This is a genomic window from Thioalkalivibrio sp. ALE28 (genome assembly GCF_000377425.1).
In the GTDB taxonomy this organism is placed as follows: domain Bacteria; phylum Pseudomonadota; class Gammaproteobacteria; order Ectothiorhodospirales; family Ectothiorhodospiraceae; genus Thioalkalivibrio.
Window position 1 is genome coordinate 164,743 of sequence record NZ_KB898097.1, and the last position, 23,894, is coordinate 188,636.

Annotated in this window: 24 protein-coding genes and 1 other RNA gene; 9 read left to right on the forward strand and 16 right to left on the reverse strand. The window is 67.6% G+C overall.

From position 1 onward, the window contains the following. Positions 1 to 172: 172 nt before the first annotated feature. The 11 genes from modC to D105_RS14640 form a co-directional block, all read right to left on the reverse strand. The gene (gene modC / locus D105_RS0106975) at positions 173 to 1,279 is read right to left on the reverse strand and encodes a molybdenum ABC transporter ATP-binding protein (protein ID WP_018877970.1); all 1,107 of its coding nucleotides are present in this window, start codon (positions 1,277 to 1,279) and stop codon (positions 173 to 175) included. Further along, entirely contained in the window at positions 1,276 to 1,968 is a 693-nt protein-coding gene (modB, locus tag D105_RS0106980; protein ID WP_018877971.1) for a molybdate ABC transporter permease subunit, read from the reverse strand. Before modB ends, modC begins: the two co-directional genes overlap by 4 nt. A 6-nt stretch (positions 1,969 to 1,974) precedes the next feature. Beyond that, positions 1,975 to 2,754 (reverse strand): molybdate ABC transporter substrate-binding protein, encoded by a 780-nt coding sequence (gene modA / locus D105_RS0106985; protein WP_018877972.1) that lies wholly within the window; start codon positions 2,752 to 2,754, stop codon positions 1,975 to 1,977. A 248-nt stretch (positions 2,755 to 3,002) separates the two neighbouring features. Continuing rightward, positions 3,003 to 3,389 (reverse strand): winged helix-turn-helix domain-containing protein, encoded by a 387-nt coding sequence (locus D105_RS0106990; RefSeq protein ID WP_018877973.1) that lies wholly within the window; start codon positions 3,387 to 3,389, stop codon positions 3,003 to 3,005. Between the two features lie 182 nt (positions 3,390 to 3,571). Then, positions 3,572 to 5,530, reverse strand: a complete 1,959-nt coding sequence (acs, locus tag D105_RS0106995; RefSeq protein ID WP_018877974.1) for an acetate--CoA ligase — start codon at positions 5,528 to 5,530, stop codon at positions 3,572 to 3,574. A gap of 112 nt (positions 5,531 to 5,642) precedes the next feature. Then, entirely contained in the window at positions 5,643 to 6,254 is a 612-nt protein-coding gene (locus tag D105_RS0107000) for a 3'-5' exonuclease (RefSeq protein WP_026279221.1), read from the reverse strand. Positions 6,255 to 6,417: 163 nt separating this feature from the next. Then, a complete protein-coding gene (locus D105_RS0107005) occupies positions 6,418 to 8,268 on the reverse strand; it encodes a putative nucleotidyltransferase substrate binding domain-containing protein (protein WP_018877975.1) in 1,851 nt (616 codons plus the stop codon). Positions 8,269 to 8,517: 249 nt separating this feature from the next. Then, the gene (locus D105_RS0107010; RefSeq protein WP_018877976.1) at positions 8,518 to 10,287 is read right to left on the reverse strand and encodes a sodium:solute symporter family protein; all 1,770 of its coding nucleotides are present in this window, start codon (positions 10,285 to 10,287) and stop codon (positions 8,518 to 8,520) included. Between the two features lie 7 nt (positions 10,288 to 10,294). After that, entirely contained in the window at positions 10,295 to 10,558 is a 264-nt protein-coding gene (locus D105_RS0107015; protein ID WP_018866543.1) for a DUF4212 domain-containing protein, read from the reverse strand. Between the two features lie 43 nt (positions 10,559 to 10,601). Further along, positions 10,602 to 12,479: a DUF294 nucleotidyltransferase-like domain-containing protein gene (locus D105_RS0107020; protein ID WP_018877977.1), complete on the reverse strand. Its 1,878-nt coding sequence runs from the start codon at positions 12,477 to 12,479 to the stop codon at positions 10,602 to 10,604. A 188-nt stretch (positions 12,480 to 12,667) separates the two neighbouring features. Next, positions 12,668 to 12,832 (reverse strand): DUF1328 domain-containing protein, encoded by a 165-nt coding sequence (locus tag D105_RS14640; protein ID WP_018866545.1) that lies wholly within the window; start codon positions 12,830 to 12,832, stop codon positions 12,668 to 12,670. Positions 12,833 to 13,130: 298 nt separating this feature from the next. Here D105_RS14640 and D105_RS0107030 point away from each other — a divergent pair, with 298 nt between their 5' ends. Continuing rightward, positions 13,131 to 13,424, forward strand: a complete 294-nt coding sequence (locus D105_RS0107030) for a hypothetical protein (RefSeq protein WP_231366846.1) — start codon at positions 13,131 to 13,133, stop codon at positions 13,422 to 13,424. Positions 13,425 to 13,667: 243 nt separating this feature from the next. Beyond that, positions 13,668 to 14,276, forward strand: coding sequence for a porin family protein (locus D105_RS0107035; protein WP_026280440.1), 609 nt, complete (start codon positions 13,668 to 13,670; stop codon positions 14,274 to 14,276). Positions 14,277 to 14,379: 103 nt separating this feature from the next. On the opposite strand, the gene gorA is transcribed toward D105_RS0107035, so the two are convergent. Beyond that, positions 14,380 to 15,774: a glutathione-disulfide reductase gene (gorA, locus tag D105_RS0107040; RefSeq protein WP_018877980.1), complete on the reverse strand. Its 1,395-nt coding sequence runs from the start codon at positions 15,772 to 15,774 to the stop codon at positions 14,380 to 14,382. 180 nt (positions 15,775 to 15,954) lie between these two features. Beyond that, complete coding sequence (locus tag D105_RS0107045; RefSeq protein ID WP_018877981.1) at positions 15,955 to 16,704, reverse strand: glutathione peroxidase; 750 nt, start codon at positions 16,702 to 16,704, stop codon at positions 15,955 to 15,957. Positions 16,705 to 16,982: 278 nt separating this feature from the next. On the opposite strand from D105_RS0107045, the gene ffs reads away from it, so the two are divergent. From ffs to D105_RS0107070, 6 genes are all read left to right on the forward strand, one after another. Beyond that, positions 16,983 to 17,079: signal recognition particle sRNA small type (gene ffs, locus D105_RS14645), an RNA gene on the forward strand. An 85-nt stretch (positions 17,080 to 17,164) separates the two neighbouring features. Further along, positions 17,165 to 18,994 (forward strand): DNA polymerase III subunit gamma/tau, encoded by a 1,830-nt coding sequence (dnaX, locus tag D105_RS0107050; protein ID WP_018877982.1) that lies wholly within the window; start codon positions 17,165 to 17,167, stop codon positions 18,992 to 18,994. A 43-nt stretch (positions 18,995 to 19,037) separates the two neighbouring features. Beyond that, complete coding sequence (locus D105_RS0107055) at positions 19,038 to 19,364, forward strand: YbaB/EbfC family nucleoid-associated protein (protein ID WP_018866552.1); 327 nt, start codon at positions 19,038 to 19,040, stop codon at positions 19,362 to 19,364. A 22-nt stretch (positions 19,365 to 19,386) separates the two neighbouring features. Then, the gene (gene recR / locus D105_RS0107060; RefSeq protein WP_018866553.1) at positions 19,387 to 19,977 is read left to right on the forward strand and encodes a recombination mediator RecR; all 591 of its coding nucleotides are present in this window, start codon (positions 19,387 to 19,389) and stop codon (positions 19,975 to 19,977) included. A 37-nt stretch (positions 19,978 to 20,014) separates the two neighbouring features. Beyond that, positions 20,015 to 20,359, forward strand: a complete 345-nt coding sequence (locus D105_RS0107065; RefSeq protein WP_018866554.1) for a histidine triad nucleotide-binding protein — start codon at positions 20,015 to 20,017, stop codon at positions 20,357 to 20,359. Positions 20,360 to 20,389: 30 nt separating this feature from the next. After that, positions 20,390 to 21,196, forward strand: a complete 807-nt coding sequence (locus D105_RS0107070; protein ID WP_369771868.1) for a hypothetical protein — start codon at positions 20,390 to 20,392, stop codon at positions 21,194 to 21,196. 232 nt (positions 21,197 to 21,428) lie between these two features. On the opposite strand, the gene rsgA is transcribed toward D105_RS0107070, so the two are convergent. Genes rsgA through D105_RS0107085 form a run of 3 tightly spaced genes read right to left on the reverse strand, consistent with a single transcriptional unit; the run spans position 21,429 to position 22,995 of the window. Next, positions 21,429 to 22,325 (reverse strand): ribosome small subunit-dependent GTPase A, encoded by an 897-nt coding sequence (gene rsgA / locus D105_RS0107075; RefSeq protein ID WP_018877985.1) that lies wholly within the window; start codon positions 22,323 to 22,325, stop codon positions 21,429 to 21,431. Positions 22,326 to 22,346: 21 nt separating this feature from the next. Further along, the gene (locus D105_RS0107080; protein WP_018866557.1) at positions 22,347 to 22,682 is read right to left on the reverse strand and encodes a 4a-hydroxytetrahydrobiopterin dehydratase; all 336 of its coding nucleotides are present in this window, start codon (positions 22,680 to 22,682) and stop codon (positions 22,347 to 22,349) included. Further along, the gene (locus D105_RS0107085; RefSeq protein ID WP_018877986.1) at positions 22,675 to 22,995 is read right to left on the reverse strand and encodes a cytochrome c; all 321 of its coding nucleotides are present in this window, start codon (positions 22,993 to 22,995) and stop codon (positions 22,675 to 22,677) included. The genes D105_RS0107080 and D105_RS0107085 overlap by 8 nt, the downstream gene beginning before the upstream one ends. Before the next feature lie 127 nt (positions 22,996 to 23,122). On the opposite strand from D105_RS0107085, the gene orn reads away from it, so the two are divergent. Beyond that, on the forward strand, positions 23,123 to 23,686 hold the full coding sequence (gene orn, locus D105_RS0107090; protein ID WP_018866559.1) for an oligoribonuclease: 564 nt from the start codon (positions 23,123 to 23,125) through the stop codon (positions 23,684 to 23,686). The last annotated feature ends 208 nt before the right edge of the window (positions 23,687 to 23,894 follow it).

Genomic DNA, 23,894 nt, shown 5'->3' on the forward strand with positions numbered 1-23,894 from the left:
GTGGAGCGCATGCGTGACCATAGATCAGGGATATTGTGTGGCGTAGCTCGGTAGTGATGATGGCTTGTCCGGGGCGCCGACCAGAATTGTGCTGACTGAGATTCTGGCAGGGATGTTGTGGGTTTGCCAGCCGATTAAAGGAAGGGGGCAATGTCAGGAGTGGTCTGGGCGTTCAGTCGAGAAAGGCGACAGCCTTAACGAGCGCATGTGCGCGAGCTCCCGGCTGGAGTCCTAGTCGCTCGGTCGATAGCCGCGTCAGTTCCGCCATCAACGTCTGCCCATCGTCCTGCCGGCAAACGGCGAGCACACGAGCGGGTCCGTGGTGCCCAGGCGCCTCATCCAGGGATTCGATGGTGACGGGGAGGATGTTGAGGATGGAGACGTCCTGGGGTGGAGTCAGGGCGATGGAGACGTCGCGGGCGTCGATGCGGAGGCGGGCCTGGGTTCCGGCGCCGTTGGTGGAGCCGGGGGTGGCGGGGACGCGATAGCGGGCGTCCGGGGGGCCGAAGGGGTGCAGGCCGTGTTCGTCGGGCGGGCCGAGTTCGCCCTGGAGGACGGAGACGGCGCCTTCGTCGCGGAACAGGGGGGAGTCGGCGCGGGCGAGGGCGTCGCGCAGGGGTTCCAGGCGTTCGAGCTGGCCGTCGTGCATGAAGGCGACGCGGTGGGCGAGGCGTTCGACCTCGTCGGGGGCGTGGGTGACCAGCAGCGTGGGGATGCCGGTTTTGTCCGACAGGCGCGCGAGGAAGGGCATGATCTCGCGCTTGGTCTGGGTGTCCAGGGCGTTCAGGGGTTCGTCGAGCAGCAGCAGGTCGGGGCTGATCAGCAGGGCGCGGCCGAGCGCCACGCGCTGGCGTTGGCCGCCGGAGAGCTGGTCGGCGCGGCGGTCCAGCAGTTCGGTGATGCCGAGCAGGTCGGCGACCTCGTCCAGGTGCAGGCGGCGCAGGGGCTCCGGGGTGCGTTTGTAACCATAGAGCAGGTTGCCGCGTACGGAGAGGTGCGGGAGCAGGGTGGATTCCTGGAACACGAGGCCGACGCGGCGGCGGTGCAGCGGGACGAAGGTCTTGCCGGACTGCCAGGCGGTATCGCGAAAGTGCACCTCGCCGCCGGGTGGGTGTTCCAGCCCGGCGATGATGCGCAACAGCGTGGTCTTGCCGCAGCCGGAGCGGCCGAACAGGGCGGTGACGCCCTCCAGCGGGAAGGCCGTGTCTACGTCCAGTGCGAAGCTGGAGCGTTCCAGACGCGCCTGTATGCGCAGGGTTTCGCTTGTGGGTCGAGTCACAGGCGCACCGTGTCGAAGCGGCGGTTGATGGCATAGACCACGAACAACACGACGAAGGCGAAGATCAACAGGCCCAGCGACAGGCGGTGCGCGGAGGCGAAGTCCATCGCCTCGGCGTGGTCGTAGATGAGGATGGACAGCACCTGGGTCTCGCCGGGGATGGCGCCGCCGAGCATCAGGATCACGCCGAATTCGCCGAGGGTGTGGGCGAAGGCGAGCGTGGCGGCGACGATGAATCCGCCGCGCGACATCGGCAGGATCACGGTGAAGAAGCGGTCCAGCCGGCCGGCGCCCAACGAGCCGGCGATCTCGGTCGGCCGGCGGCCGAGGTTGGCGAAGGCCTGCTGCAGGGGCTGCACGGCGAATGGCAGGGAGTAGATCACCGAGGCGATCAGGATGCCCTGGAAGGTGAAGGCCAGGTGGTTCAGGCCCCAGCTCTCCAGTGTGCTGCCGACCGGGCCGGCCGGGCCCAGCAGGACCAGCAGGTAGAAGCCGAGCACCGTAGGCGGTAGCACCAGCGGCAGGGCAACCAATGCCTGCACCGCGGTGCGCAGGCCGCCGGGGGCGCGGCCATTGGCCAGCCACCAGGCGATGGGCGTGGCGATCACCAGCAGGATCAGCGTGGTGTAGATCGCGAGCTTGAGGGTAACCTCGATCGCCATCCAGTCCGTGGGGCTCAGCTCGAACATGTCGGGTTACTGGGCGGCGGCGTCGGGCAGCTCTTCGCCGGGCATCACGAAGCCGTAGCGGCGCATGATGTCGCGGGCGGTGTGGCCGTTCATGTAGTCGGCGAAGCGGTGGGCGATCTCGTTGTGTTCGCCGCGCCGGGTGATCACGAAGCCCTGGGTGAGGGGTTCGTGCAGGGCGTCGTCGATCAGGTAGTGCGGGTGTTCGGCGAGGTCCGGAAACTCGGCCAGCGACAGGGCGATGATGCCGATCTCCGCACCGCCGGCCTGGATCATGCGCGCGGTCTGGGCGATGTTGTCGCCGTTGACGATCTTCGGCTGCAGGTCGTCCCAGACGCCCACGGACTGGAGCGCCTCCATCGCGCGCACGCCGTAGGGCGCGTGGGTGGGCGAGGCGATGGCGACGCGGCGGATGTCGTCGCGCAGCAGGTCTTCCAGCGTCATCGTGGAGGCATCCATGCGGTTGCTCCACAGCACGATGCGGCCGATGGCGTAGACCTCCGGTTCGGTGGCCGCGTGGCCCTCGGCACGCAGCTTCTGCGGGTAGGCGATGTCGGCGGAGAAGAACACGTCGTAGGGGGCGCCGTTCATGATCTGCGTGGTCATGCGGCCGGAGGAGCCGTAGGTGACGCGCACCGCGTCGTCCGGGTGTACCTCGCGGTAGGCGTCCAGGATCTCGTCCAGGGCGAAGCGCAGGTCCGAGGCGGCGGCAATGGTCAGCGGGCCGTTGGCGGCGGCCAGGCCGGGCAGCAGGAGGAGCAGGATCAGGAGGAGGGTGCGCAGGTGCATCGTTGGGGGTGTTCCCTGTGGCTGGGTTTTGGTGGGCTCGGGTGGTTCCGTTGGGGATTACTCGCTGCGCTCGCCCTTCGGGCTGGCCTTTGGCCGTTCAACGCAGCTTCGCTGCTTTTGTGCTTCGTCGCGGTGCCCCTCGCAGTGACGGTGAAGCTGGGGATATGCGGTTCGTTATATTTGAGTTTGCATATCGACTGGCGCAATGATGCGGGGCCAGGGGAGGGGCGTCAAGGCTCGGGTGGTGGTTACGGCTTGTGGTCTTCGGCGAGGAAGTCGGCGAAGGCGTGCAGTTCGTCGCGCAGGGCCTCGCAGGCCTGGCGTTCCATGTCGCGGTAACGGCCCAGTACCGTCTCGCCGAATTCGGTGACCTGTGCGCCCCCGCCGCCGGAGCCGCCCTTGGCCGTGGCCACCACCGGTTCGCGGAAGCTCTGGTTCATGGTCTCGACCAGGTCCCAGGCGCGGCGGTAGGACATGCCCACACTGCGCGCGGCCGCGGAGATCGAGCCCTTGTCGCGGATCGCCTCCAGCAGCATGGCCTTGCCCGGGCCCATCGCGGTGACTTCGCCCAGTAGTACGCGCAGGCGCGGGGCCTGTGTTGGGTCCTTGTGCTCGTCGGAATGCTGGGTGCTCATGCGGGGTCTGGCCTGGGGTTTACCGATGCGGAAACGGGAAGGGCGTGTGATGACGAATGATACCCGGAATAGTAGGAGGCCAGCCCTCTGGCCGATGGGGGCCGATCCGGCGTCCTATCGGCCAGGGGGCTGGCCTCCTACGGGGGTATTGAGGGCCGGGGTGCGATACCCCGGCCTCCGGTTCAGGCCTTGCCCTGGAGCTGCGGGATGACGGCTTCGTTTTCCAGGGTGGAGGTGTCGGAGGTGATCTCCTCGCCCTTGGCGATGGAGCGCAGCAGGCGGCGCATGATCTTGCCGGAGCGGGTCTTGGGCAGGCCGTCGGCAAAGCGGATGTCGTCCGGCTTGGCGATCGGACCGATCTGGTCGGCGACCCAGTTGCGCAGCTCCTTGATCATCGCGTCGGCCTCGTCGCCGGTCAGGCGGTCGCCCTGCAGGATCACGAAGGCGACGATGGCCTCGCCCTTCACGTCATGCGGGCGGCCGACCACGGCGGCCTCGGCCACCGCCTTGTGCGCGACCAGGGCGGATTCGACCTCCATGGTGCCCAGGCGATGGCCGGAGACGTTCAGCACGTCGTCGATGCGGCCCATGATCCAGAAGTTGCCCTCGGCGTCGCGGCGCGCGGAGTCGCCGGCCAGGTAGTACTTGCCGCCGAACTTGGGCCAGTAGGTGTCCTTGTAGCGCTGGTCATCGCCCCAGACGGTGCGCAGCATGTGCGGCCACGGCTTCTTGATGACCAGGTAGCCGCCCTGGTCGGCGCCCAGGCTCTTGCCGTCCTCGTCCACCACGTCCGCGGCGACGCCGGGCAGGGCCTGGGTGCAGGAGCCGGGGACCAGGGTGGTCGCGCCCGGGATCGGGGCGATCATGTTGGCGCCGGTCTCGGTCTGCCACCAGGTGTCGACGATCGGGCAGCGTTCCTGGCCGACCGTGGTGTAGTACCACATCCAGGCCTCGGGGTTGATCGGTTCGCCGACCGTGCCCAGCAGGCGCAGCTTGGACAGGTCGTACTGCTTGGGGAGGTCCGGTCCGGCCTTCATCAGCGCGCGGATCGCGGTGGGGGCGGTGTAGAACACGGTCACGCCGTGGTCCTGGCACATCTTCCACCAGCGCCCGGCGTCGGGGACGGTCGGGGTGCCTTCGTAGACCACCTGGGTGGCACCCACGGCCAGCGGGCCATAGGCGACGTAGGTGTGGCCGGTGATCCAGCCGACATCCGCGGTGCACCAGTAGACGTCGTCGCCCTGCAGGTCGAACACCCACTGGTTGGTGACGATCGCGCCCAGCAGGTAGCCGGCGCTGGAGTGCTGGATGCCCTTGGGCTTGCCGGTGGAGCCGGAGGTGTAGAGCAGGAACAACGGATGCTCGGATTCCACCCACTCGGGCTCGCAGTCGACGGATTCGCCGTCCACCGCGTCCTCCCACCAGACGTCGCGGCCTTCGTGCATGGTCACGTCGTTGCCGGCGCGCTTGCAGACCACCACCTTCTCGACATCGCCCGGGTTGGAGTCGAGCGCCTTGTCGACGTTGGCCTTGAGCCCGACGACCTTGCCGCCGCGCTCGCCGCCATCGGCGGTGATGACCACCTTGGCGCCGGAATCCACCACGCGGTCACGCAGCGCGTCCGCGGAGAAGCCGCCGAACACCACCGAGTGGATCGCGCCGATGCGGGCGCAGGCCTGCATGGCGATCACGGCCTCGGCGTTCATCGGCATGTAGATGATGACGCGGTCGCCCTTCTCCACGCCCATGCCCTTGAGGGCATTGGCCAGCTTGCCGACCTCGTTGTAGAGATCGCGGTAGGTCAGGTGGCGGGTGTCGCCGTTCTCCGCCTCGAAGATCAGGGCGGTCTTGTTGCCGCGCACCTCGAGATGGCGGTCGATGCAGTTGTAGGAGACGTTCATGCGCCCGTCGGCGAACCACTGGTAGTGCGGCGCGTTGGAGTCATCCAGGCCCTGGGTGAAGTCGGTCTGCCAGTCGATCTGCTCGCGCGCGAGGTCGCACCAGAAGCCCTCGTAGTCGGCCTCGGCCTTCTGGTGCAGGGCCTCCAGGTCGGCCGGCTTCAGGCGGGCGTTTGCGGTGAACTCCGCCGGCGGCGCGAAGTGGCGCGTCTCGGTGAGGGTGGACTCGATGTTGTCACTCATCAGGGCCTCCAGATCGATTTCTTGTTTGGGGGCGGGAGCGGCCTGGGGCCAGTCCCGTCAGGGTTTCCATAGTGGGTGCGAGGATAGCATGCGAACCGCCCGCTGGCCGCGCCTACCAGAGCCATGCGGGGCGGAACAGCACGCGTCCGAGCGGCAGCTTGCCGTCCGGCGATTGCCGGCTCAGCAGGGCGGCGAACAGCTCGCCCGCGGCGATGGCGTCGAACAGCGCGTCGTGCGCGCGGTAGGCCGGCAGGTTGTAGCGCGCGCGCAGGGTGTGCAGGCGCAGCCCGTGCGCGGGGATCGGCTGGCCCGCGCGGCGCAGGGCCGTCTCCGCCAGGCGCAGGGTGTCCACGATCGCCAGTGGCGGGCGCACGCCGTACAGCCGCTGGCAGGCCTGTTCCAGAAAGCCGATCTCCAGCGCCGCGTGATGCGCCACCATGACGCGTCCGGCGAGAGCCTCGAACAGGGCATCCAGCGCCGCGTCCAGCGGGACACCTTCGGCGGCGCGCTGATCGGTGATGCGGTGGATTACCGCGCTGGCCTCCGGCACCGGGCCCTCGGCGCGCACCAGGCGCTGGTCCGCGGTGGCCAGGTCGATGCGGGCGCCGTCCATCGCCACCCAGCCGATGCTGAGGATGCGGTCGTGCTCCGGATCCAGCCCGGTGGTCTCCAGGTCGACCGCGAGGAAGCGGCTGGCCGCGACGGCCTGGCCGGCGCGCGGCAGGGGGGCCTCCAGGGACGTACGCAGCGGGCCCGGCGGGGCCCGGCGCGCGGCGCGCCGGCGGGCCCGGCAGAAACGCCAGTGCCCGGGTGGTCGGCGCCAGTCGGGATGGTTGAGCGGGCAGACCATCAGCTGACGGGGGCCGGGCCGGGCATAGTCGAGCGGTTCATCCGTGGACACGCTCGGCGTTCGCGAGCGCCGTCTTGCGGGCGTCGCTGACCAGGCGGAAGGCCGTCTTCAGGTGGCTGCGCTCCAGCGTGGACAGCTCGGCCGGGTCCAGCGCGTTGTCCGGGGGCTGGGCGTTGCGGATCTGGTGCGCCTGGTGGCGGGCGCGCAGCTCGGCGATGTAGCGCCAGGCATCGATCAGGTTGTCGGCCGTAGTGTCGCTGATCACACCGGCGCGGGCGGCGGCGCGCAGGCGCTCCACGGTGCTGCGCGCCTCGCTGCCGGCATGCAGGGCGAAGACCCGTGCCATGGCCACGATCGGGAGCAGGCCGCGCATCTTCAGGTCCAGGGTGTCCGCGTGCTCGCCGCTCTCCTCCAGCACGAACTGCCGGAAGAAGCCCAGTGGCGGGGGCAGGTCGCGGGCCTGGTCGGCCAGGGCGCTCAGCAGGGCCTCGTGGCGGGCCCCGGTTTCCAGGGCCCGCTGGCGCAGGGGCTCGAACAGCGTGGCGTCCCCGTGGATCACGCGCATGTCGAGATAGTGGGTGGCCAGCATCGCATCGCGCGCGGCGGGGTGATGCAGCACGCGTTCCATCTCGCGGGCCCAGTCGGCGGCGGGGCGGCGCCAGTCCGGGTGGGTGGGGTCGACATCGCCGGGGCAGGCGCGGATGCCGCAGGCATCAAGGCCGGCGGTGACCTGGCGGGCCAGCGCCTCGAACCAGGCGCCAGCGCCCTCCGGCGCGTCGTCGGCCAGGATGAGCGCGGTGTCCTGGTCGGTGAATACGGTCTGTTCGTGGCGGCCCTGGCTGCCGCTGGCCAGCCAGGCGTACGCGCAGGGGGCCGATCCCTGGTCACGCTCGCAGAGCTCGATCAGGCGCTGGGTCAGGGTGTCGATCACGGTGGTGATGGTCTGCGTGAGCTGCACGGCATCCGCGCCGGAGTCCACCAGCTGGACCTGCAGCCGGGGCAGGGCCTGCATCACGGCCTTCAGGCCGTCGAGATCGTCGGCTCGGCGCAGGTCGCGCACCAGGTAGACGGCGCTGGTGCCCTGGTGGCGGATCAGGTCGGTGCTGGAGAGCATGCCGGCCAGGGCCCCGTCCGCTTCGTGGACGACGGGAAGATGGTGGATGTCGTGGCGGGCCATGCGCAGTAAGGCCTCGAAGGCGGGCGTGTCGCGCTGGACGGTGGTCAGCGGGCCGGCCATCGACTCCGCCACGGGTTGCCCGGGATCGATGCCCTTGGCGATGGCGCGCCGCAGGTCGGTGTCGGTCAGGATGCCTTCGGGGGCGCCCGGCCGGTCCGGGGCGTGCAGCAGCAGGGCGGAGACGTCGGCGCGGTCCATCAGGCGCGCGGCCTCGCGCAGGCTCAGGGTGCTCGATGCCAGCACCGGGTTCGGCGTCATCAGCGCGCGGACTGGCGTGGTCAGCAGCCGGTTGTCGTCCCCGTGGCCGTGGGGCGCCCCCCCGGCGGCCAGGGGGCGCGGCGCGTCGTCGGCGAGGAACTGGGCGATGGCGCCGTCGCGGGCGGCCAGTTGCCGGGCGCGCTCCAGAGGCAGGTGGTAGACCAGGGCATCCTCGGTCACGGGGCCGAGCGGGGTCTGCGGTGACGCGGCGATATGCACCAGATCGCCTTCGCCCAGGCGGTCCAGCAGGGTGTCGCGGGCGTCGCGGATCTCCAGGGTGCCGGTGCGCACGATCCACAGGCCGGGCTCGGCGTCCGGCGGGAAGCGGCTGCCCTCGCGCAGGTAGCGCAGGGTGAGCTGACGCACGATCGCGTCCCGGCTGGCCGCCGGCAGGGGAGCCAGGTCCGGGCAGCGGTCGAGAAACTCGCGGATCTCTTCGAGTTCGCCGTTCATGCGCGGGTCCGTGTGGCGATATACCCGGGGAGACACCGGGGCGTGGATACGTTGGGGTTCAGGGTGTGGGGCAACCGGCAATCGACCGGGTTCGGGTCGATTGCCGCTTGTCCCGCGGGACATGTGCCAGATAAAAGGGGCCGACCCGGTGCACCCGAGCCGACCCCGTCGTTACTTCTGAAACTCCATCCAGTCATGGTGACGGGAGCCCCGCCATGCCGATGCTGCCAGGCATGACGGGGCCGTCCATCAGCTTTCGGTACGCGGTACGCGCACGCTTTCGACCAGGTCCTGGATGTCCTTCGGCGGTTCCTTGGTCATCTTCATCACAATGTAGGCGGTGATGAAGTTGAAGGCCGCGCCGATGGCGCCGAAGCCGGTCGGGTTCACACCCAGCAGCCAGCCGTCCGGATTGTCCGGGAGCATGGCGGTGCCGGAGAAGAAGAACCAGCCCTTGTACGTGAAGATGTACAGCAGGGTGGTCCCGAGACCGACCAGCATGCCGGCGATCGCGCCTTCCTTGTTCATCTTCTTCATGAAGATGCCCATCATCAGGGTCGGGAACAGCGAGGCCGCGGCCAGACCGAAGGCCAGTGCCACCACCTCGGCCGCGAAGCCGGGTGGATTAAGCCCCAGATACCCCGCGAACAGGATGGCAACCGCCATGGCGATACGTCCTGCCATCAGCTCGTTCTTCTCGCTGATCCTGGGCATGAATACGCCCTTCAGCAAGTCGTGCGAGATGGCCGACGATATGGCGAGCAGGAGCCCCGCCGCGGTCGACAGTGCGGCAGCGATACCGCCCGCTGCGACCAGTGCGATCACCCAGCCCGGAAGCCCGGCGATCTCGGGGTTGGCCAGCACCATGATGTCGCGGTCGAGGGTCACGATCTCGGAGCCTTCCCAGCCGTATTCCTCTTCCGCCATCGCGGCGAACTCTTCGTTGGCGTCGTTGTAGTACTGGATCACGCCGTCTTCGTTCTTGTCCTCGAACGCCAGCAGACCGGTCTGCTCCCAGCGCTCCATCCAGGCCGGCTTGTCCGCGTGGGCCAGGTGGCCTTCCTCGGTGCCGATCTCGCCCGGATGCACGGTGTTGACCAGGTTCCAGATGGCCATCGCACCGACCGCCGGGGCGGTGGTGTAGAGGATGCCGATGAACACCAGCGCCCAGCCGGCGGACTTGCGGGCATCCCGCACGCGCGGAACGGTGAAGAAGCGGATGATCACGTGCGGCAGACCCGCGGTACCGATCATCAGCGCCAGGGTCAGCAGGAACATGTTCATCAGGCTCATGCCGCCCACTTCGGTGTAGGCGTGGAAGCCCAGATCCACCATCGTCTGGTCCAGCGCATCCAGCAGGTAGGTATCGGAACCCTGCAGGGTGGAACCGAGACCCAGCTGCGGCAGCGGGTTGCCGGTCAGGGTGATGGCGATGAAGATCGCCGGCACCGTGTAGGCAAAGATCATGATCACGTACTGCGCGATCTGGGTGTAGGTGATGCCCTTCATCCCGCCGAGCACGGCGTAGATGAACACCACCGCCATCCCGGCGAACAGCCCGGTGGCCAGCGGCACCTCCAGGATGTTGGAGAAGGCGATCCCGACCCCGCGCATCTGCCCGATCACGTAGGTGACGGACATCACGATCAGGGAGATCACCGCGATGATGCGCGCGGTCTTCGAGTAGAAACGGTCACCGATGAATTCCGGCACCGTGAACTTCCCGAACTTGCGCAGGTACGGGGCCAGCAGCAGTGCCATCAGCACGTAGCCGCCGGTCCAGCCCATCAGGTAGGCGCCCCCGGTGAAGCCGAGGAACGCGATCAGGCCGGCCATGGAGATGAACGACGCGGCGGACATCCAGTCCGCGGCCGTCGCCATGCCGTTGGCGATCGGGTTGATGCCGCGCCCGGCGACGTAGAACTCGCTGGTCGAACCGGCACGCGCCCAGATGGCGATGCCGATGTACAGGGCGAAGGTCGCCCCGACCACGAGCAGGCTTAGAGTCTGTTGATCCATGACAGGCTTACTCCTCGTGGACGTTGAACTTGCGATCCAGCACGTTCATGCGCCAGGCATAAACGAAGATCAGGATGATGAAGGTGTAGATCGACCCCTGTTGTGCGAACCAGAAGCCCAGCGGATAGCCCCCCAGCTGGAACGCGTTCAGGGGCTGGGCCACCAGGATGCCCAGCACGAACGACACCAGGAACCAGATGGCCAGGCAGATGCCCAGCAGGCGCAGGTGCGCCCGCCAGTACGCCTGCCGGCTCAGGTCTTCTTGTGACATGACGATGCTCCTCTCGTAAGGTTTTGTTGTTTGCCGTGATCCTTCACAGCTGGTACTGCACCTCAAGCTGTCCCTGCAGCTTGCGGGCCTGCCGGAAACTCTCCTTGAGCACCCGTCCCTCCAGGGCGCCCAGTTCTTCCGGCCGGATTCGGTTGTCGTCGTCGCGCCCCTCGCGCAGGGCCTTCTGCTGTGCGCGCAGGCGCAGCATCTGCAGGTAGCGCAGCGCCGCGTGGTAGTCGCGGGCATCGGTTTCGCGCATCACGTCCGCGGTGACCGCCTGGTCCAGACGGTCGTGGGTGCGCGTCGCCGGCAGCTCGGCGGCCAGCGCGATGACGCGCGCGGCGTCGACGAAGGGTGTGAGCCCCTGCTTCTTGATGTCGATGCCCTCGGCGCCGCTCTTGATCTCGCCGAACAGGCCCAGCGGCGGCCGGAACATCTGCTGGTTGGCCGCCATCTGACGGCGGAACCGGCTGTTGAACGCGGTCTTCTGCAGCAGCCGGGTGCGCAGGGCCTCGACCGGGCCGGCATCGCCGTCCACCGCGCGCAGGTCGAAGAAGATCGTGCTCTTGAGCAGGTGCTCCGGGGTGCCCTGCTCGATCCAGCGGGTAAAGCGTTGATCCCACTCCGGGCCGCTCAGGCAGCACTCCGGGTTGCCGGCCATGATGTTGCCGGGGCACAGGGTGAAGCCGCATTCCGCCAGGGCCTGGTTCACGGCCTTCGCGTAGGGCAGCAGGCGCTCGCGGATGGCGTCCGCATCACCGGCCTCAGCATCGAACAGGATGCCGTTGTCCTGGTCGGTGACCAGGGCCTGTTCCTCGCGGGCCTGCGATCCAAACGCCAGCCAGGTGAAGTCGATGCCCTCGATGCTCGGGTGTTCGCCGCGCAGCAACGCCAGCACGCGGCGGGTGGCGTGCTCGTTGAGGCGGGTGATCAGACGCAGGACCTGATCCGCCTCCGCGCCCTGGCCGACCACCGCCTCGATCAGGCGCGGAACCTGACGCAGGCGCTCGGCAATGGTCGCCACCGAGTCCGCGCGGCGGATCTCGCGGACCAGGCCATCCAGGGTCAGGGGCTGGCTGGTCAGCAGGTCGCGCTCGCCCAGCACCCCGACCAGGCGTCCGTCACGCACCACGCACAGGTGGGTCATGCCGTGCTCGGTCATCGCCTCGATGCCCTCGAAGCCGGGGGCGTCTTCGGCCAGGGCAACCGGGTCCGGCGTCATCACGGCGGAGATCGGCGTATCCAGGTCCACATCCGCGAGCGCCACGCGCGCCAGCAGGTCGTGCAGGGTGAAGATCCCCACTGGTCGCTGTTCCGCGTCGACCGCGACGATGGAGCCCACGCGTTCGTCGCGCATCGAGGCGAGGACTTCGCGCAGGCGCGATTCCGGGCGGCAGGTGACGGGCTCGCGCGCGATGCGCAGCGCCAGGGGCGTGTTGAGCTGACCGGCGGACCCGCCGTCGCGGGCGGACAGGGTGTCCAGGCCCTGCTGCAGGCGGTCCAGGAGATTGGCCAGGCGGCGGGTGCAGAAGTCGTTGAATACCTTCGAGCGTGCCCGCAGGCGGTCGAAGTCCTCCAGGTTCAGTTCCAGACAGACGGTGTCCTCCGCCGCGCGGTGCACGGTGTGCACGGCGCGTCGCCCCAGCAGGGCACCAATCGGGAAGCACTCGCCGGGGATCAGTTCCCAGGCCTTGCCGGAGAGCTGTTCGTCTTCGCTGGGGGTCTCGCCCCGGATGCGACCCTGGCGAATGATGTGGAAACGTTGTGCGGGGCCGGCCTCAGGGTCGGTGATGCGGGCACCCCGGGCATAGAAGCGACTCTCCAGGCGCGGAAGGAGGAACTCCAGCGCGTCCGCCTCGAGCTGGTCGAACGGGGCGTGAGCGCCGAGGAACTCCCGGGTGCTGTCGAGCGCGTCAGACATGGCGTGGACGGTATCCCCAAGGTGATCGTATTCACGTTTCGGGGATTCACTGCAAATTGCGCGCCAATCTTTCTGCCGGGGCGGAACAGTGACTTGCGCCCGGCTGGTTCTTCAATGTGTTACGTCGCGTAACACCGGTGTTTCTTACCGTTACACCCGCCTCCGGGGTGATGGAAGCGGGCATTTCGCTAAAGCGGGGGCCGGCGCCCGGTGATGAAGAAGACCACGGCCAGGATCAGCCCCACGACAAACAGGATCCAGGCGATCTGCGTGGCGGCTCCGGCGATGCCGCTGAGGCCGAGCGCGCCCGCCACGATCGCGACAATCAGAAACAACAGGGCCCATCCCAGCATCGGTTTTCTCCTTTCGGGTCATCTGAAAATATCAGTGTAGGGCAGAAATTTTGATTCAGTGTGGGGTTTGTATCCGGCTTGGCGCACCCGTTCTCATTTCGGTTTTTCGAATCGCGACGCGGCGCGCATGTTGAGGACGCATTTTGCAAACTGGTACGCGGTGCAGTAAGAGCGAGTCCTCGAATGTGAATCCGTTCCCGCGGCGCGTGCTGCGTTTCCATGAGAATGGTTCGGTGAACGACAGGACCCGGGTTGGCCGGACGACACCTTGAGTATTGAATTCACTGGCAGGTGCGAGATGAACAATGACGTGCGAGTAAAAGACGCGGGCGTGGGCCCCGGTGCGTATTGGACCCGGCATCCGGTATATGCAGTGGGCTTGGTCCTGGGCCTTGCCGGCCTGCTGGCGGGGTGTTCCGACTCCGGCCCGGCACAGGAGGCCGGCGAGACTGTGGACGAAACGGTCGAGGAGGTGGAGGAGGACCTGCGTGGCTGGGTCGAGGATCTGCGCGAGGAAGAACGCCAGCAGGACGAAGCCGATGGCGAGCAGGCGCCTTCCACGAACGAGGACCCGCTGCGCGAACTGGACTGACACCGGGTGTCCTTAACCCGGCACGGGTCCTGCGGGATCCGGGGGCGCGTGTCGGTGGATCAGCGTCGTCCCGGCGCATTTTTGCGGTGCCGATTGTGGGCGGCTTCGCGTTGTGAGTGGAGCACTTTTGGGGTTCTTGCGGTTATCCGGAGGCCATCACAGGTTCGGTCTTTTTCGTTATATGACGGTTCGGGAGAATCGGCGCGCCTTTGGTGATCAACAATGTTTCAAGGAGACGCGCAAATGAAAAAATTCCTGCTAGCAACCGTTGCAGTGGCAGCCTCGGGTCTTCTGGTACCGCAGGGAGTGATGGCGGATCCATCCGACCGGAGCGAGGGGCTGTACATGGGCCTGGGAACCGGTTTCAGCTCGCTGCAGAATGATCGGGACGAGGTCGCCGATTTTATTGGTTCTGGTGCCTCCGACTACCGCCTGGATGATGATGACAACGTCTGGCGCGGGTTCGTTGGATACAACTTCAATCCCTACGTAGGGGTGGAGGGGTTCTACTCGGACCTCGGGAAGGTGAAGCTGCGCGGTGACGAGCAGGGTGCGCACACCGACATCAAGTCGAGTGCCTACGGCGCGAGCGTGCTCGGCAAGCTGCCGATCGGGCAGCACTTCGAGTTCTTCGCCAAGGCGGGTCTCGCCAAGTGGGATGCGGATGTGCGCGGGAACCTGGGGGATGAGAGCCTTACCCTGCGTAACAACGATGGCGTGGACCCGCTCTACGGAGTGGGTGCGCAGGTGAAGCTGGATCGCTTCCTGATTCGCGCCGAGTTTGAGCGCTACGACTTCGACAGCGACTACAAGATCGACGCCTTCACCGCGTCGTTGGGCTGGCGATTCTGACAACCGACCGCGCGGGCTTCGGCAGACCGCACGCGCAAGAAAAGACGCCGCCCCGGGATGTGTTCCGGGGCGGCGTTTTGCGTGGGGGAGGGCGGGTCGGGGGTCAGGCGGCCTGGGCCAGGCCTTCCTGGCGCCCGGGGCGGCCTTCCTTCAGGGTGACCAGTTCCTCGGCGCTGGTGGGGTGCAGCGGGATGGTCAGGTCCAGGTCGCGCTTGGTCGCGCCCATGCGCACCGCCACGGCAAAGCCCTGCAGCATCTCGTCGACATTCGCGCCGATCATGTGGATGCCGACGACCTTTTCATCCTCCCCGGCGCAGACCAGCTTCATGGCCACCGGCGGCACCTCGCCCTCGGCGAACGCGCGGTTCAGGCCGCCGAACTGGGTCTCGTAGACGCGTACCGAGTCGCCGTGCTTCTCCACCGCCTGCGGCTCGGTCAGACCCACCATGCCCGCGGTCGGGTGGGTGAAGGTGACCGTGGGGATCTGGTCGTAGTCCACCGGTACCGGCTTCGTCTCGGGGGCATACCAGTGGGCGGCCAGGCGCCGGCCGGCGGCAATCGCCACTGGGGTCAGCGGCCCTTTGCCGATGATGTCGCCCAGGGCGTAGATACCGTCGACATTGGTGGCCTGCCATTCGTCCACCGGGATGATGCCGCCGCGGGCGATCTCGACTCCGGCCTCTTCCAGGCCCATGTCGCTGGTGGCCGGCTTGCGGCCGACGGCCCACAGGACCTTCTCATAGGGGCCCAGCTCCTGGCCGCCCTCCAGCTTCACGGTGACCGCGCCGGGCTCACCGCCCAGGCCGGCGACCTTCACGCCCAGGTGGCGGTCGATGCCCTGGTGCTCCATGTGCTGGTCCAGCGCCTGCGAGACCATCGGGTCGAACATCTCCAGCACGCGGTCCTCCATGGCGACCACGTCGGTCTTCACGCCCATGGAACGCAGCATGCCGGCCATCTCCAGGCCGATGTAGCCGGCGCCGATCACGGCGATGGATTCCGGCAGCTCGGTCCATTCGAAGAAGTCGTCGGAGGTCGCGCCCAGCTCGGCACCCTCCAGCGGCGGCACGATCGGGGCGCCGCCCATTGCCAGCACGATGCGCTCGGCGGTGTATTCGGTGCCGCTGTCGCTGACCACCTGGTTCTTGCCGGTCAGGCGGGCGCGTTCCGGGATGTGGGTCACACCCAGCTTTTCCAGGTGTCCGGACCAGAACTGGTTCAGGTCCTTCAGCATGGCCTGACGCTTGTTCGCCAGGTCGGCGTAACGGATGCCCTTGATCTCGACATCCACGCCGAACTCGCCGGCTTCGCGTGCGTGCGACATATGCTCCGCGGCGTACCAGGTGAGTTTCTTGGGCACACAGCCCTCGTTCACGCAGGTGCCGCCCAGCGGCTTGGGATCGAACACGGCGACGCGCGCGCCGTGCGGGGCGGCGCGTTCCGCCACGGCCAGACCGCCGCTGCCGCCGCCAATCACGATGATGTCGTAGTGTTCCATGTCGATTCCTCGAAGGGTTCGGTGAAAGTGTTACATAACGACCGCGTTGCGCGCGGGCGTCAGGATCTGCCATCCGTGTCCGGACGTCTGCCTGTGCGGGCATCCGGACACGGATGGCCACCCATGTTCCGGGTGACCACCCGGGGCGGGACAGAACCCGCCCCGGGGGGCTGAGACGACTTACGCCGCCTTCTGCTCGCGGGAGATCCACTCCTGCAGATCTTCCGAGCCGCCGATGCGGTGGCCGCCCACGAACACCTGCGGGACGGTCATCGCGCCGGTGGCGGCGCGCAGGCTGCGCAGGCTGGCGTCGCGGCCCAGGATGATCTCTTCGTACTCGAGACCGGCGCTCTCCAGCATCTCCTTGGCGCTGGCGCAGTACGGGCAGCCCGGCTTGGTGAAGACGACCACGTCTTCGGGGCAGGCCGCATCCGGGGCGACGTGGGCGAGCATAGTGTCGGCGTCGGAGACGACGAAGGGGTCGCCCGGCTCGTCCGGCTCGATGAACTGCTTCTCGATCACGCCGTCGCGCACCAGCATGGAGTAGCGCCAGGAGCGCCAGCCGAAGCCGAGATCGCTCTTGTCGACCAGCATGCCCATCTGCTCGGTGAACTCACCGTTGCCGTCGGCGATGAAGGTCACGCGGTCGGCCTGCTGGTCGGCCTGCCAGGCCTCCATCACGAAGCCATCGTTGACCGAGATGCAGACGATCTCGTCGATGCCGTGCTCCTTGAGCACCGGCGCCAGTTCGTTGTAACGCGGCACGTGGGCCGAGGAGCAGGTCGGGGTGAAGGCCCCCGGTAGGGCGAACACGACCACGTTGCGGCCATTGAACAGGTCGGCCGAGCGCACGTCGTGCCAGTCGTTGTCCTTGCGGCAGCGGAAGGTGACTTCCGGTACGCGCTGACCTTCGCGATTTTCGAGTTCCATGAGTTGTACTCCTTCAGTTGAGTGTTGATTGCCAGAGAGAAGATTTTGATTTCGGCCGGGCCGATGCCCGACTACGGGACTCAAGATAAGGCCTGGCTAATGATTGATCCAGTGTTCCTTTTCTATTTGATCGTTAGTTTTAGGCTATCGGTGTGCCGGTCGCGGTGGTTACACCGATTCCATAGCATGGCCCCAAGGTTGACGCGTTCGCCGGAAATGCGGAAGCTTGCCGCCCCGATTCGGAAACGCCGAATCGCGGACCGCGTTATGGTGGTCCGTATCAGTCCCCTCGCGACGACAGGCTGTGAACCCCGCCAGGCCCGGAAGGGAGCAACGGTAGCAGCTGCGTCGGGCGCCGGGGTGTGGCGGGTGCGGGCCACCACCCTATTTCCCTGCGGCCCGGACCCCTGCGGTGATGCCCGCACCCGGGCGTGCACATGACTCGATCGACGGGGGAGGCATGAGTCACCAGGTTCTGGCCCGCAAGTGGCGTCCCTCGCGCTTCGAGGACCTGGTCGGGCAGCCGCATGTGGTGCGCGCCCTGGCCAATGCCCTCAGCGGCGATCGGCTGCATCATGCCTACCTGTTTGCCGGGACCCGCGGGGTGGGCAAGACCACCATCGCCCGCATCCTCGCGCGCTGCCTGAATTGCGAGACCGGCGTGACCGCCACGCCCTGCGGCGAGTGCCGCTCCTGCGTCGAGATTGCCGAGGGTCGCCATCTGGACCTGATCGAGGTGGATGCCGCGTCGCGCACCCGGGTGGACGACACCCGCGAGCTGCTGGACAACGTCTCCTATGCGCCGACCACCGGGCGTTTCAAGGTGTACCTGATCGACGAGGTACACATGCTCTCCGAGAAGAGCTTCAACGCCCTGTTGAAGACGCTGGAAGAGCCGCCGGACCATGTGAAGTTCCTGCTGGCGACGACCGATCCGCAGAAGCTTCCGGTCACCGTGCTGTCGCGCTGCCTGCAGTTCAATCTGAAGCCGATGCCGCCGGCGATGATCGCCGAGCACCTGACGCGCATCCTCGCCGCCGAGGGCGTGGAGGCGGAGCCGGGCGCGCTGCTGCGCCTGGGCGAGGCGGCCGAGGGCTCGATGCGCGATGCCCTGAGCCTGACCGACCAGGCGATTGCCTATGGCGGTGAACGCCTGAGCGAATCCGATGCCTGCGACATGCTCGGGCTGCTCCCGCGCACGCGCCTGGCCGGCTTGCTGGATGCCGTGTTTGCCGGGGACGGCCCCGGCCTGCTGGCGGGACTGGCGGAGCTGGATGCCCTGGGCCCCGACTGGTCGCGGCTGCTGGATGAACTGGCCGCGCTGGTGCATCAGGTGGCCGTCCAGCAGGTGGCCGGCACGGCTCCCGGGGCGGGCGAGGAGGCGCTCGTCTGGGCCCGGGAGGCCGCCGACCGGGTCGACCCGGAGACGATCCAGCTGGCCTATCAGATCCTGGTGCACGGTGTACGCGATCTGCCCTATGCCCCGGACGCGCGCATGGGCGTGGAGATGACCCTGTTGCGGCTGCTGGCCTTCCGGCCGGAGCCGGTTCCGGGGCCTGCGGGCGAGTCCGGTGATACCCCGCCGCGTCGGCCGGCCAGTACCGACGGGACCGCGTCGGCGCCGTCCACGCGCACCGCATCCCGGGCATCGGCGGCTTCCGCCAGTCCCCCGGCAACTGCCGCCGGCCCGACCGGGGGTGCCGGCGCCGCCAGCGCGCCGCCGTCACGCCCCCGTGAACAGGTGAACGAGCCGGCACCGCCGGTACCGCAGGCCGAAGCACCGGCCGGTCACACCGCGCCGCGTCAGGCGCGCGAGGCGTCGCCTTCCACGGCCGGCCCTTACGCGCCGGAGGCGGCTGCGCCGCCCGTCGCGGCGGATGGCGCTTTCGACTGGTACCGCTTCGCCGAGGGGCTGCCCATGGGCACGGTGCGCGAACTCGCCCGGCACGCCGAGCTGCGCGAGCATGACGCGGAACGCGTGGTGATCGCGGTGGCCCCGGGCACACTGTGTACCGATCGTGCCAAGGGCCGGCTGAAGGATGCGCTGGAGAACGCCCTGGGCCACAGCCTGCGCCTGGAGATCGTCAACCAGTCCGAGCCTTCCGGGGAGACCCCCGCGGCCCGGCTTGCGGCGGCCTCGGCGGAGCGTCAGGCTAGCGCCGAGACGGCCATGCGCGAGGACCCGGTGGTCCAGGCGCTGGGCGAGGAATTTGGCGCCGAACTGGGGGCCGTGCGGATTCGCGAACCCGGCGAGGCCCCCTCGACCGGCGGCGCCACGCCAGACAAGTAACTGAACCAGAAACCGCCGCGTTGCGGGGCAGGAGATCGAACCGATGATGAAAGGTGGTATGGGCGGCCTGATGAAGCAGGCCCAGAAGATGCAGGAAGACATGCAGAAGGTGCAGGCCGAGCTGGCCGAGATGGAGATCGAGGGCCAGGCCGGTGGCGGGCTTGTCAGCGTGGTCCTGACCGGCAAGTACGCGGCGCGCCGGGTCAAGATCGACCCCAGCCTGTTCGAGGATGACCGCGACATGATCGAGGATCTGGTGGCCGCGGCCATCAACGACGCGGTGCAGAAGGTCGAGTCGACCACGCAGGAGCGCATGGGCAGCCTGACCGAGGGCATGGGCCTGCCGGCGGGCATGAAGCTGCCGTTCTGACCGGCCGGGTCGGACGCGTCTGATGGATGCGGAACTGGACGAACTGGTCCAGGCGCTGCGCTGTCTCCCCGGGGTCGGGGCGAAATCGGCACGGCGCATGGCCCTGCACCTGCTGGAGCGCGACCGCGAGGGCGCGCGGCGCCTGTCGCGGGCGGTCGACGACGCGGTCCAGCGTATCGGGCACTGTTCCGTCTGCCGCACGCTCACCGCGGCCGAAACCTGCAGTCGGTGTGCCGATCCGGAACGCGATTCGCGGGTGATCTGCGTGGTGGAAAGCCCCGGGGACGTGCTGGCGATCGAGTCGGCGACCGATTTCGGCGGGCGCTTTCATGTGCTCCTCGGGCGACTGTCCCCGCTGGACGGCATCGGCCCGGAAGAGCTGGGGCTGAACCGGCTGGAGGCGCGCCTGCAGGCCGAGGGCGTGGAAGAACTGATCCTGGCGACAAACACGTCGGTGGAGGGCGAGGTGACCGCCCATTACCTCGCGGAGATGGCGGCGCGCCACGGGGTGCGCACCACCCGGATTGCCCAGGGTATTCCCAGTGGTGGCGAACTGGAGTACATCGATGCCGGGACCCTGGCGCATGCGCTGTCGGGTCGGCGTGAATATTGATACGTGGTAATATTTTGACCGATACGGGAGTGGCGGCATGACCGATTGTGTGTTCTGCAGGATCGTGGCGGGGGAGATCCCGGCGAAGGTGGTCTTCGAGGACGACGCGGTGCTGGCCTTCGAAGACCTGAATCCGCAGGCCCCCGAACATGTGCTGGTGATCCCGAAAAAGCACATCGCCACGCTCAATGATCTGGACGCGGCCGACGCCCCGATCATCGGGCAGATGACCCGGGTGGCCGCGCAGATTGCTCGCGATCGCGGATTTGCGGAAAACGGTTATCGAACCGTGATGAATTGCAACGAACACGGGGGCCAGACGGTCTACCATATACACATGCATGTCCTGGCCGGGCGTGCGCTGAGCTGGCCCCCGGGCTAGGCAAGAAGAACAACAATACGGATCACTGGTGTGACGCGACACGGACTGAACGGTGCAGCCCCGACGAACCCGCCTCAGGTGCAAGGCCTGGGGCGGGTTCGTCTGCGTGGGCCCCGTTCTTCGCTGGTCGCTGGAGTGCTGCTGGTCAGCGGGTTCGCGGTCGCAGCGGCGCCGGCCAGCGCGGACGACCGCTATTCGCTGCTCGCGTCGCCTCAGACGCAGGGGTTCGCGGGTCCGGATGCGGCGATCACCACGCTGCGCGGCGAACCGGAGACCGGTCGCGACAGCGATTCGCGCTACCGGCTGTCGGTCCGCAGTACCGGGGATGCCTCGATCCTCGAGGATACCGACAATGCCTTCGCCAGCACGCGCCAGTTCGAGGCGGTGGGCGGTTACCACCAGGAGCTGGGCGGTGGTTTTGGCTACGGCCTGAATCTGGGGCTGGGCATGGAGACCCGGCCGGACTGGAACGACCTCGGCCCCGCCAGCGAGTCCACCGCGTATTTCACCGACTTCAGCTTCGGTCCGACCTTTGCCTCCGGTCGCTTCGACAGCCAGTTCCGGGTGGGGGTGCGCCAGCCCCTGTCCAGCGAGGCCCGTGACCTGGGTTTTGGCTATGGCACGCGCTATCGCGAGACGGGCCGTACTGCCGGCTACCTGAGCCTGGACGGCCGCCTGCGCCTGCAGAACCAGTCCGAGCTCTCCCTGAGCCTGTACTACGACGACTATTCGCTGAACTCGGCGGACAACTGGCTGGCCGATCGCCTCGAGTTCGAGGGTGCAAGCCGCGAGCCGACCTCCTCCGTCATCGGCGTCGAGATGGGCCTGACCTTCTGATCCCGGCCCCCGCCGCGACACCCTCCCACTGCTAGTCCGAAAAAACACTTCAAGAGCGTTAACAGGAAGTTGGGAAGGCTGGTAGAAATGCCCGTTTTAATGCGCTGAGCGGCGCCGGGGTCGTTCGCAGGGCTTACTCGAACAAGCGGTTTTTAATCCCTTTCCCTTCCAGTCTTCCCTTCTTCCTGTAAACCGATTTTTTGGTTTTCTTGTGCGCTACGTGGTGGAACCGTTACCCGCGGGCGCGGGTCTGGGCGGGGATTTCGGCGGCGAGTTCGTGCCAGGCCTGCAGCCGCTCCGCGGGGAGTTCGCCGGCGTCGATGGCGGCGCGAACCGCACAGCCCGGTTCGGTCTGGTGGCGACAGTCGCGGAAGCGGCAGGCCACCGCCCGTTCCGCGATGTCCGGGAAGCCGCGCTCCAGGGTATCCAGTGACGGGATCTCGGGCGTGAAGTCGCGCACGCCGGGCGAGTCGATCCAGGCACCCCCGTTGGCGAGCGGGTACCACTGCGCGGTGACCGTGGTATGGCGGCCCTCGCCGGAGGCGGCGAGATCGCCGGTGGCCGGCGCTATGGCGTCGGCGATCCCGTATTGATCGAGAAGGGCGGCCACCAGCGAGGACTTTCCGACGCCGGACTGACCAACGAGGATATTGGTGTGCCCGGCCGCGGCCGCCGCCAGTTCGTCCAGCCCATACCCGGTCCTGGCGGAGACGTACAGCGGATCGAGATCCAGTTCGCGATAGGCGGCCAGCCACTCGGGGGGCTCGGCGGGGCCGGTGTCCTGCTTGTTCACCAGCAGGCGCGGGCGCGCGGGGAGGTTCAGGATCGCGACCAGAAAGCGGTCGATCAAGTTACGCGACGGGGCGGGTTCCGGCGCGATCACGATCCATACGCAGTCGATGTTGGCGGCAATCACCTTGCGTCGCCCAAACCCGTCCCGCCGGACCAGGACGTTGTCGCGATCGAGCTGGCGCGCAACCTGTTCTCCCGCGGCGTCCAGCTCCACGCGGTCGCCACAGGCGAGGTCGCGGAAGCGTCGGTGCAGCCGCAGGCGTCGCGGCGGCTCGTGGTCCACCGCGATGTCGGCCATCTGGTTGTGGCGGGCGAAGACCCGGGCGACCCGGCTCAAGCCGGGACTCCCGGGTGGGGGTTACTCGAACAGGGCATCGATACGCGCGGCACAGATGAAGTCGTTCTCGCTCAGGCCGCCGATGGCATGGGTCGAGAATTCCACCGCGCAGCGGTTGAAGCCGACGGCCATGTCGGGATGGTGATCCTCGACATGGGCAATCCAGGCCACGGCGTTCACGAAGGCCATGGTCTCGTGGAAGTTCTTGAACTTGAAACTGCGCTGGATGCTCTTGCCGGCCTCGTCGATGCCCCAGCCGTCATGCAGTTGCTTAAGGGCGCGCTCCGCGTCCTCCCGCGGCATCGGGTCGGTGAAGCCCTCGCAGGACTGGCAGTGCTTGCTCTTGAGATCACTCATCGAACTGGTAGTACTCCGCGTTGAGATAGGCGACCACGGCGTTGACTTCGTCGTCGAACCAGTTGGTGCCAAGGTTGACGTTGCAGTTGTTGACCTGGGCGACCAGTTCGTCGTGCGAGCCGACCATGCGGTTGTCGCGGGTGTACAGCCCGGAGCCGTCGCCCCCGACCATGTCGGCATGGCAACTGATGCAGTTGTCGCTGTGCAGCTCCTGTCCCACGCGGATGTCGTCGGCCAGGGCCGTGCTCGCGCCGCCCAGGCTCAGCGCGAGCACGGTCGCGGCGGTGGCAATGCTGGTATGGGTATGTCGCATGCTTCCCTCCTTGTGGCGGGGGTTTGGGCCCGTGGTCACGAGCCTTGCAACCATGATGATAGACTCCTGCGACAGATGAAAGGGCAGCCAGCATGCAGGCGTGGGCTGTCCGCCAAGGAGGCACAAGATGGCCGTGAATGCCGAGAACCTGGTCTGGATCGACCTCGAAATGACGGGGCTGGAGCCGCAGACCGACCGCATCCTGGAGGTGGCCACCATTGTCACCGACAAGGAACTGAACATCCTTGCCGAGGGGCCGGTCATCGCGATCTACCAGCCGGCGGAGGTCCTGGAGGCGATGGACGAGTGGAACCAGCGCACCCACGGGACCTCGGGGCTGATCGAGCGTGTGCGCAACAGTTCGTCGGAGACCCGGGATGCGGAACAGGAGACCCTGGAATTTCTGGCGCAGTACGTGCCGAAGGGGGCCTCGCCGATGTGTGGCAATTCGATTTGCCAGGATCGGCGCTTCATGGCGCGGTTGATGCCGGAGCTGGAGCAGTACTTCCACTACCGCAACCTGGATGTCTCGACGCTGAAGGAGCTCGCGCGGCGCTGGGCGCCGGATGTGATCGCGCAGTTGCGCAAGAATGCTTCGCATCAGGCGCTGCAGGATATCCGCGACTCGATCGACGAGCTGCGCCTGTATCGCGAGCGCTTTATCCAGCTGCCGCCGGCCTCGCAGCACTGATCTGCGACGTTTGCGGGGGGCTTCGTTTGGCCGCCTGGCTTGTTGTGGCTGGTCCTGGTTCAGCATCGGGTGTGTACGGTGCCTTCGGTCCGCCGCCTGCCCGGCGCTGACTCGCCAGCGCGCCGCGAGGTACTTCTTTGCTCGTGCAAAGAAGTACCCAAGAAACACGCCCGACTGCCGCGACCCCGGCCCGCTGTGCGGGCCGGGG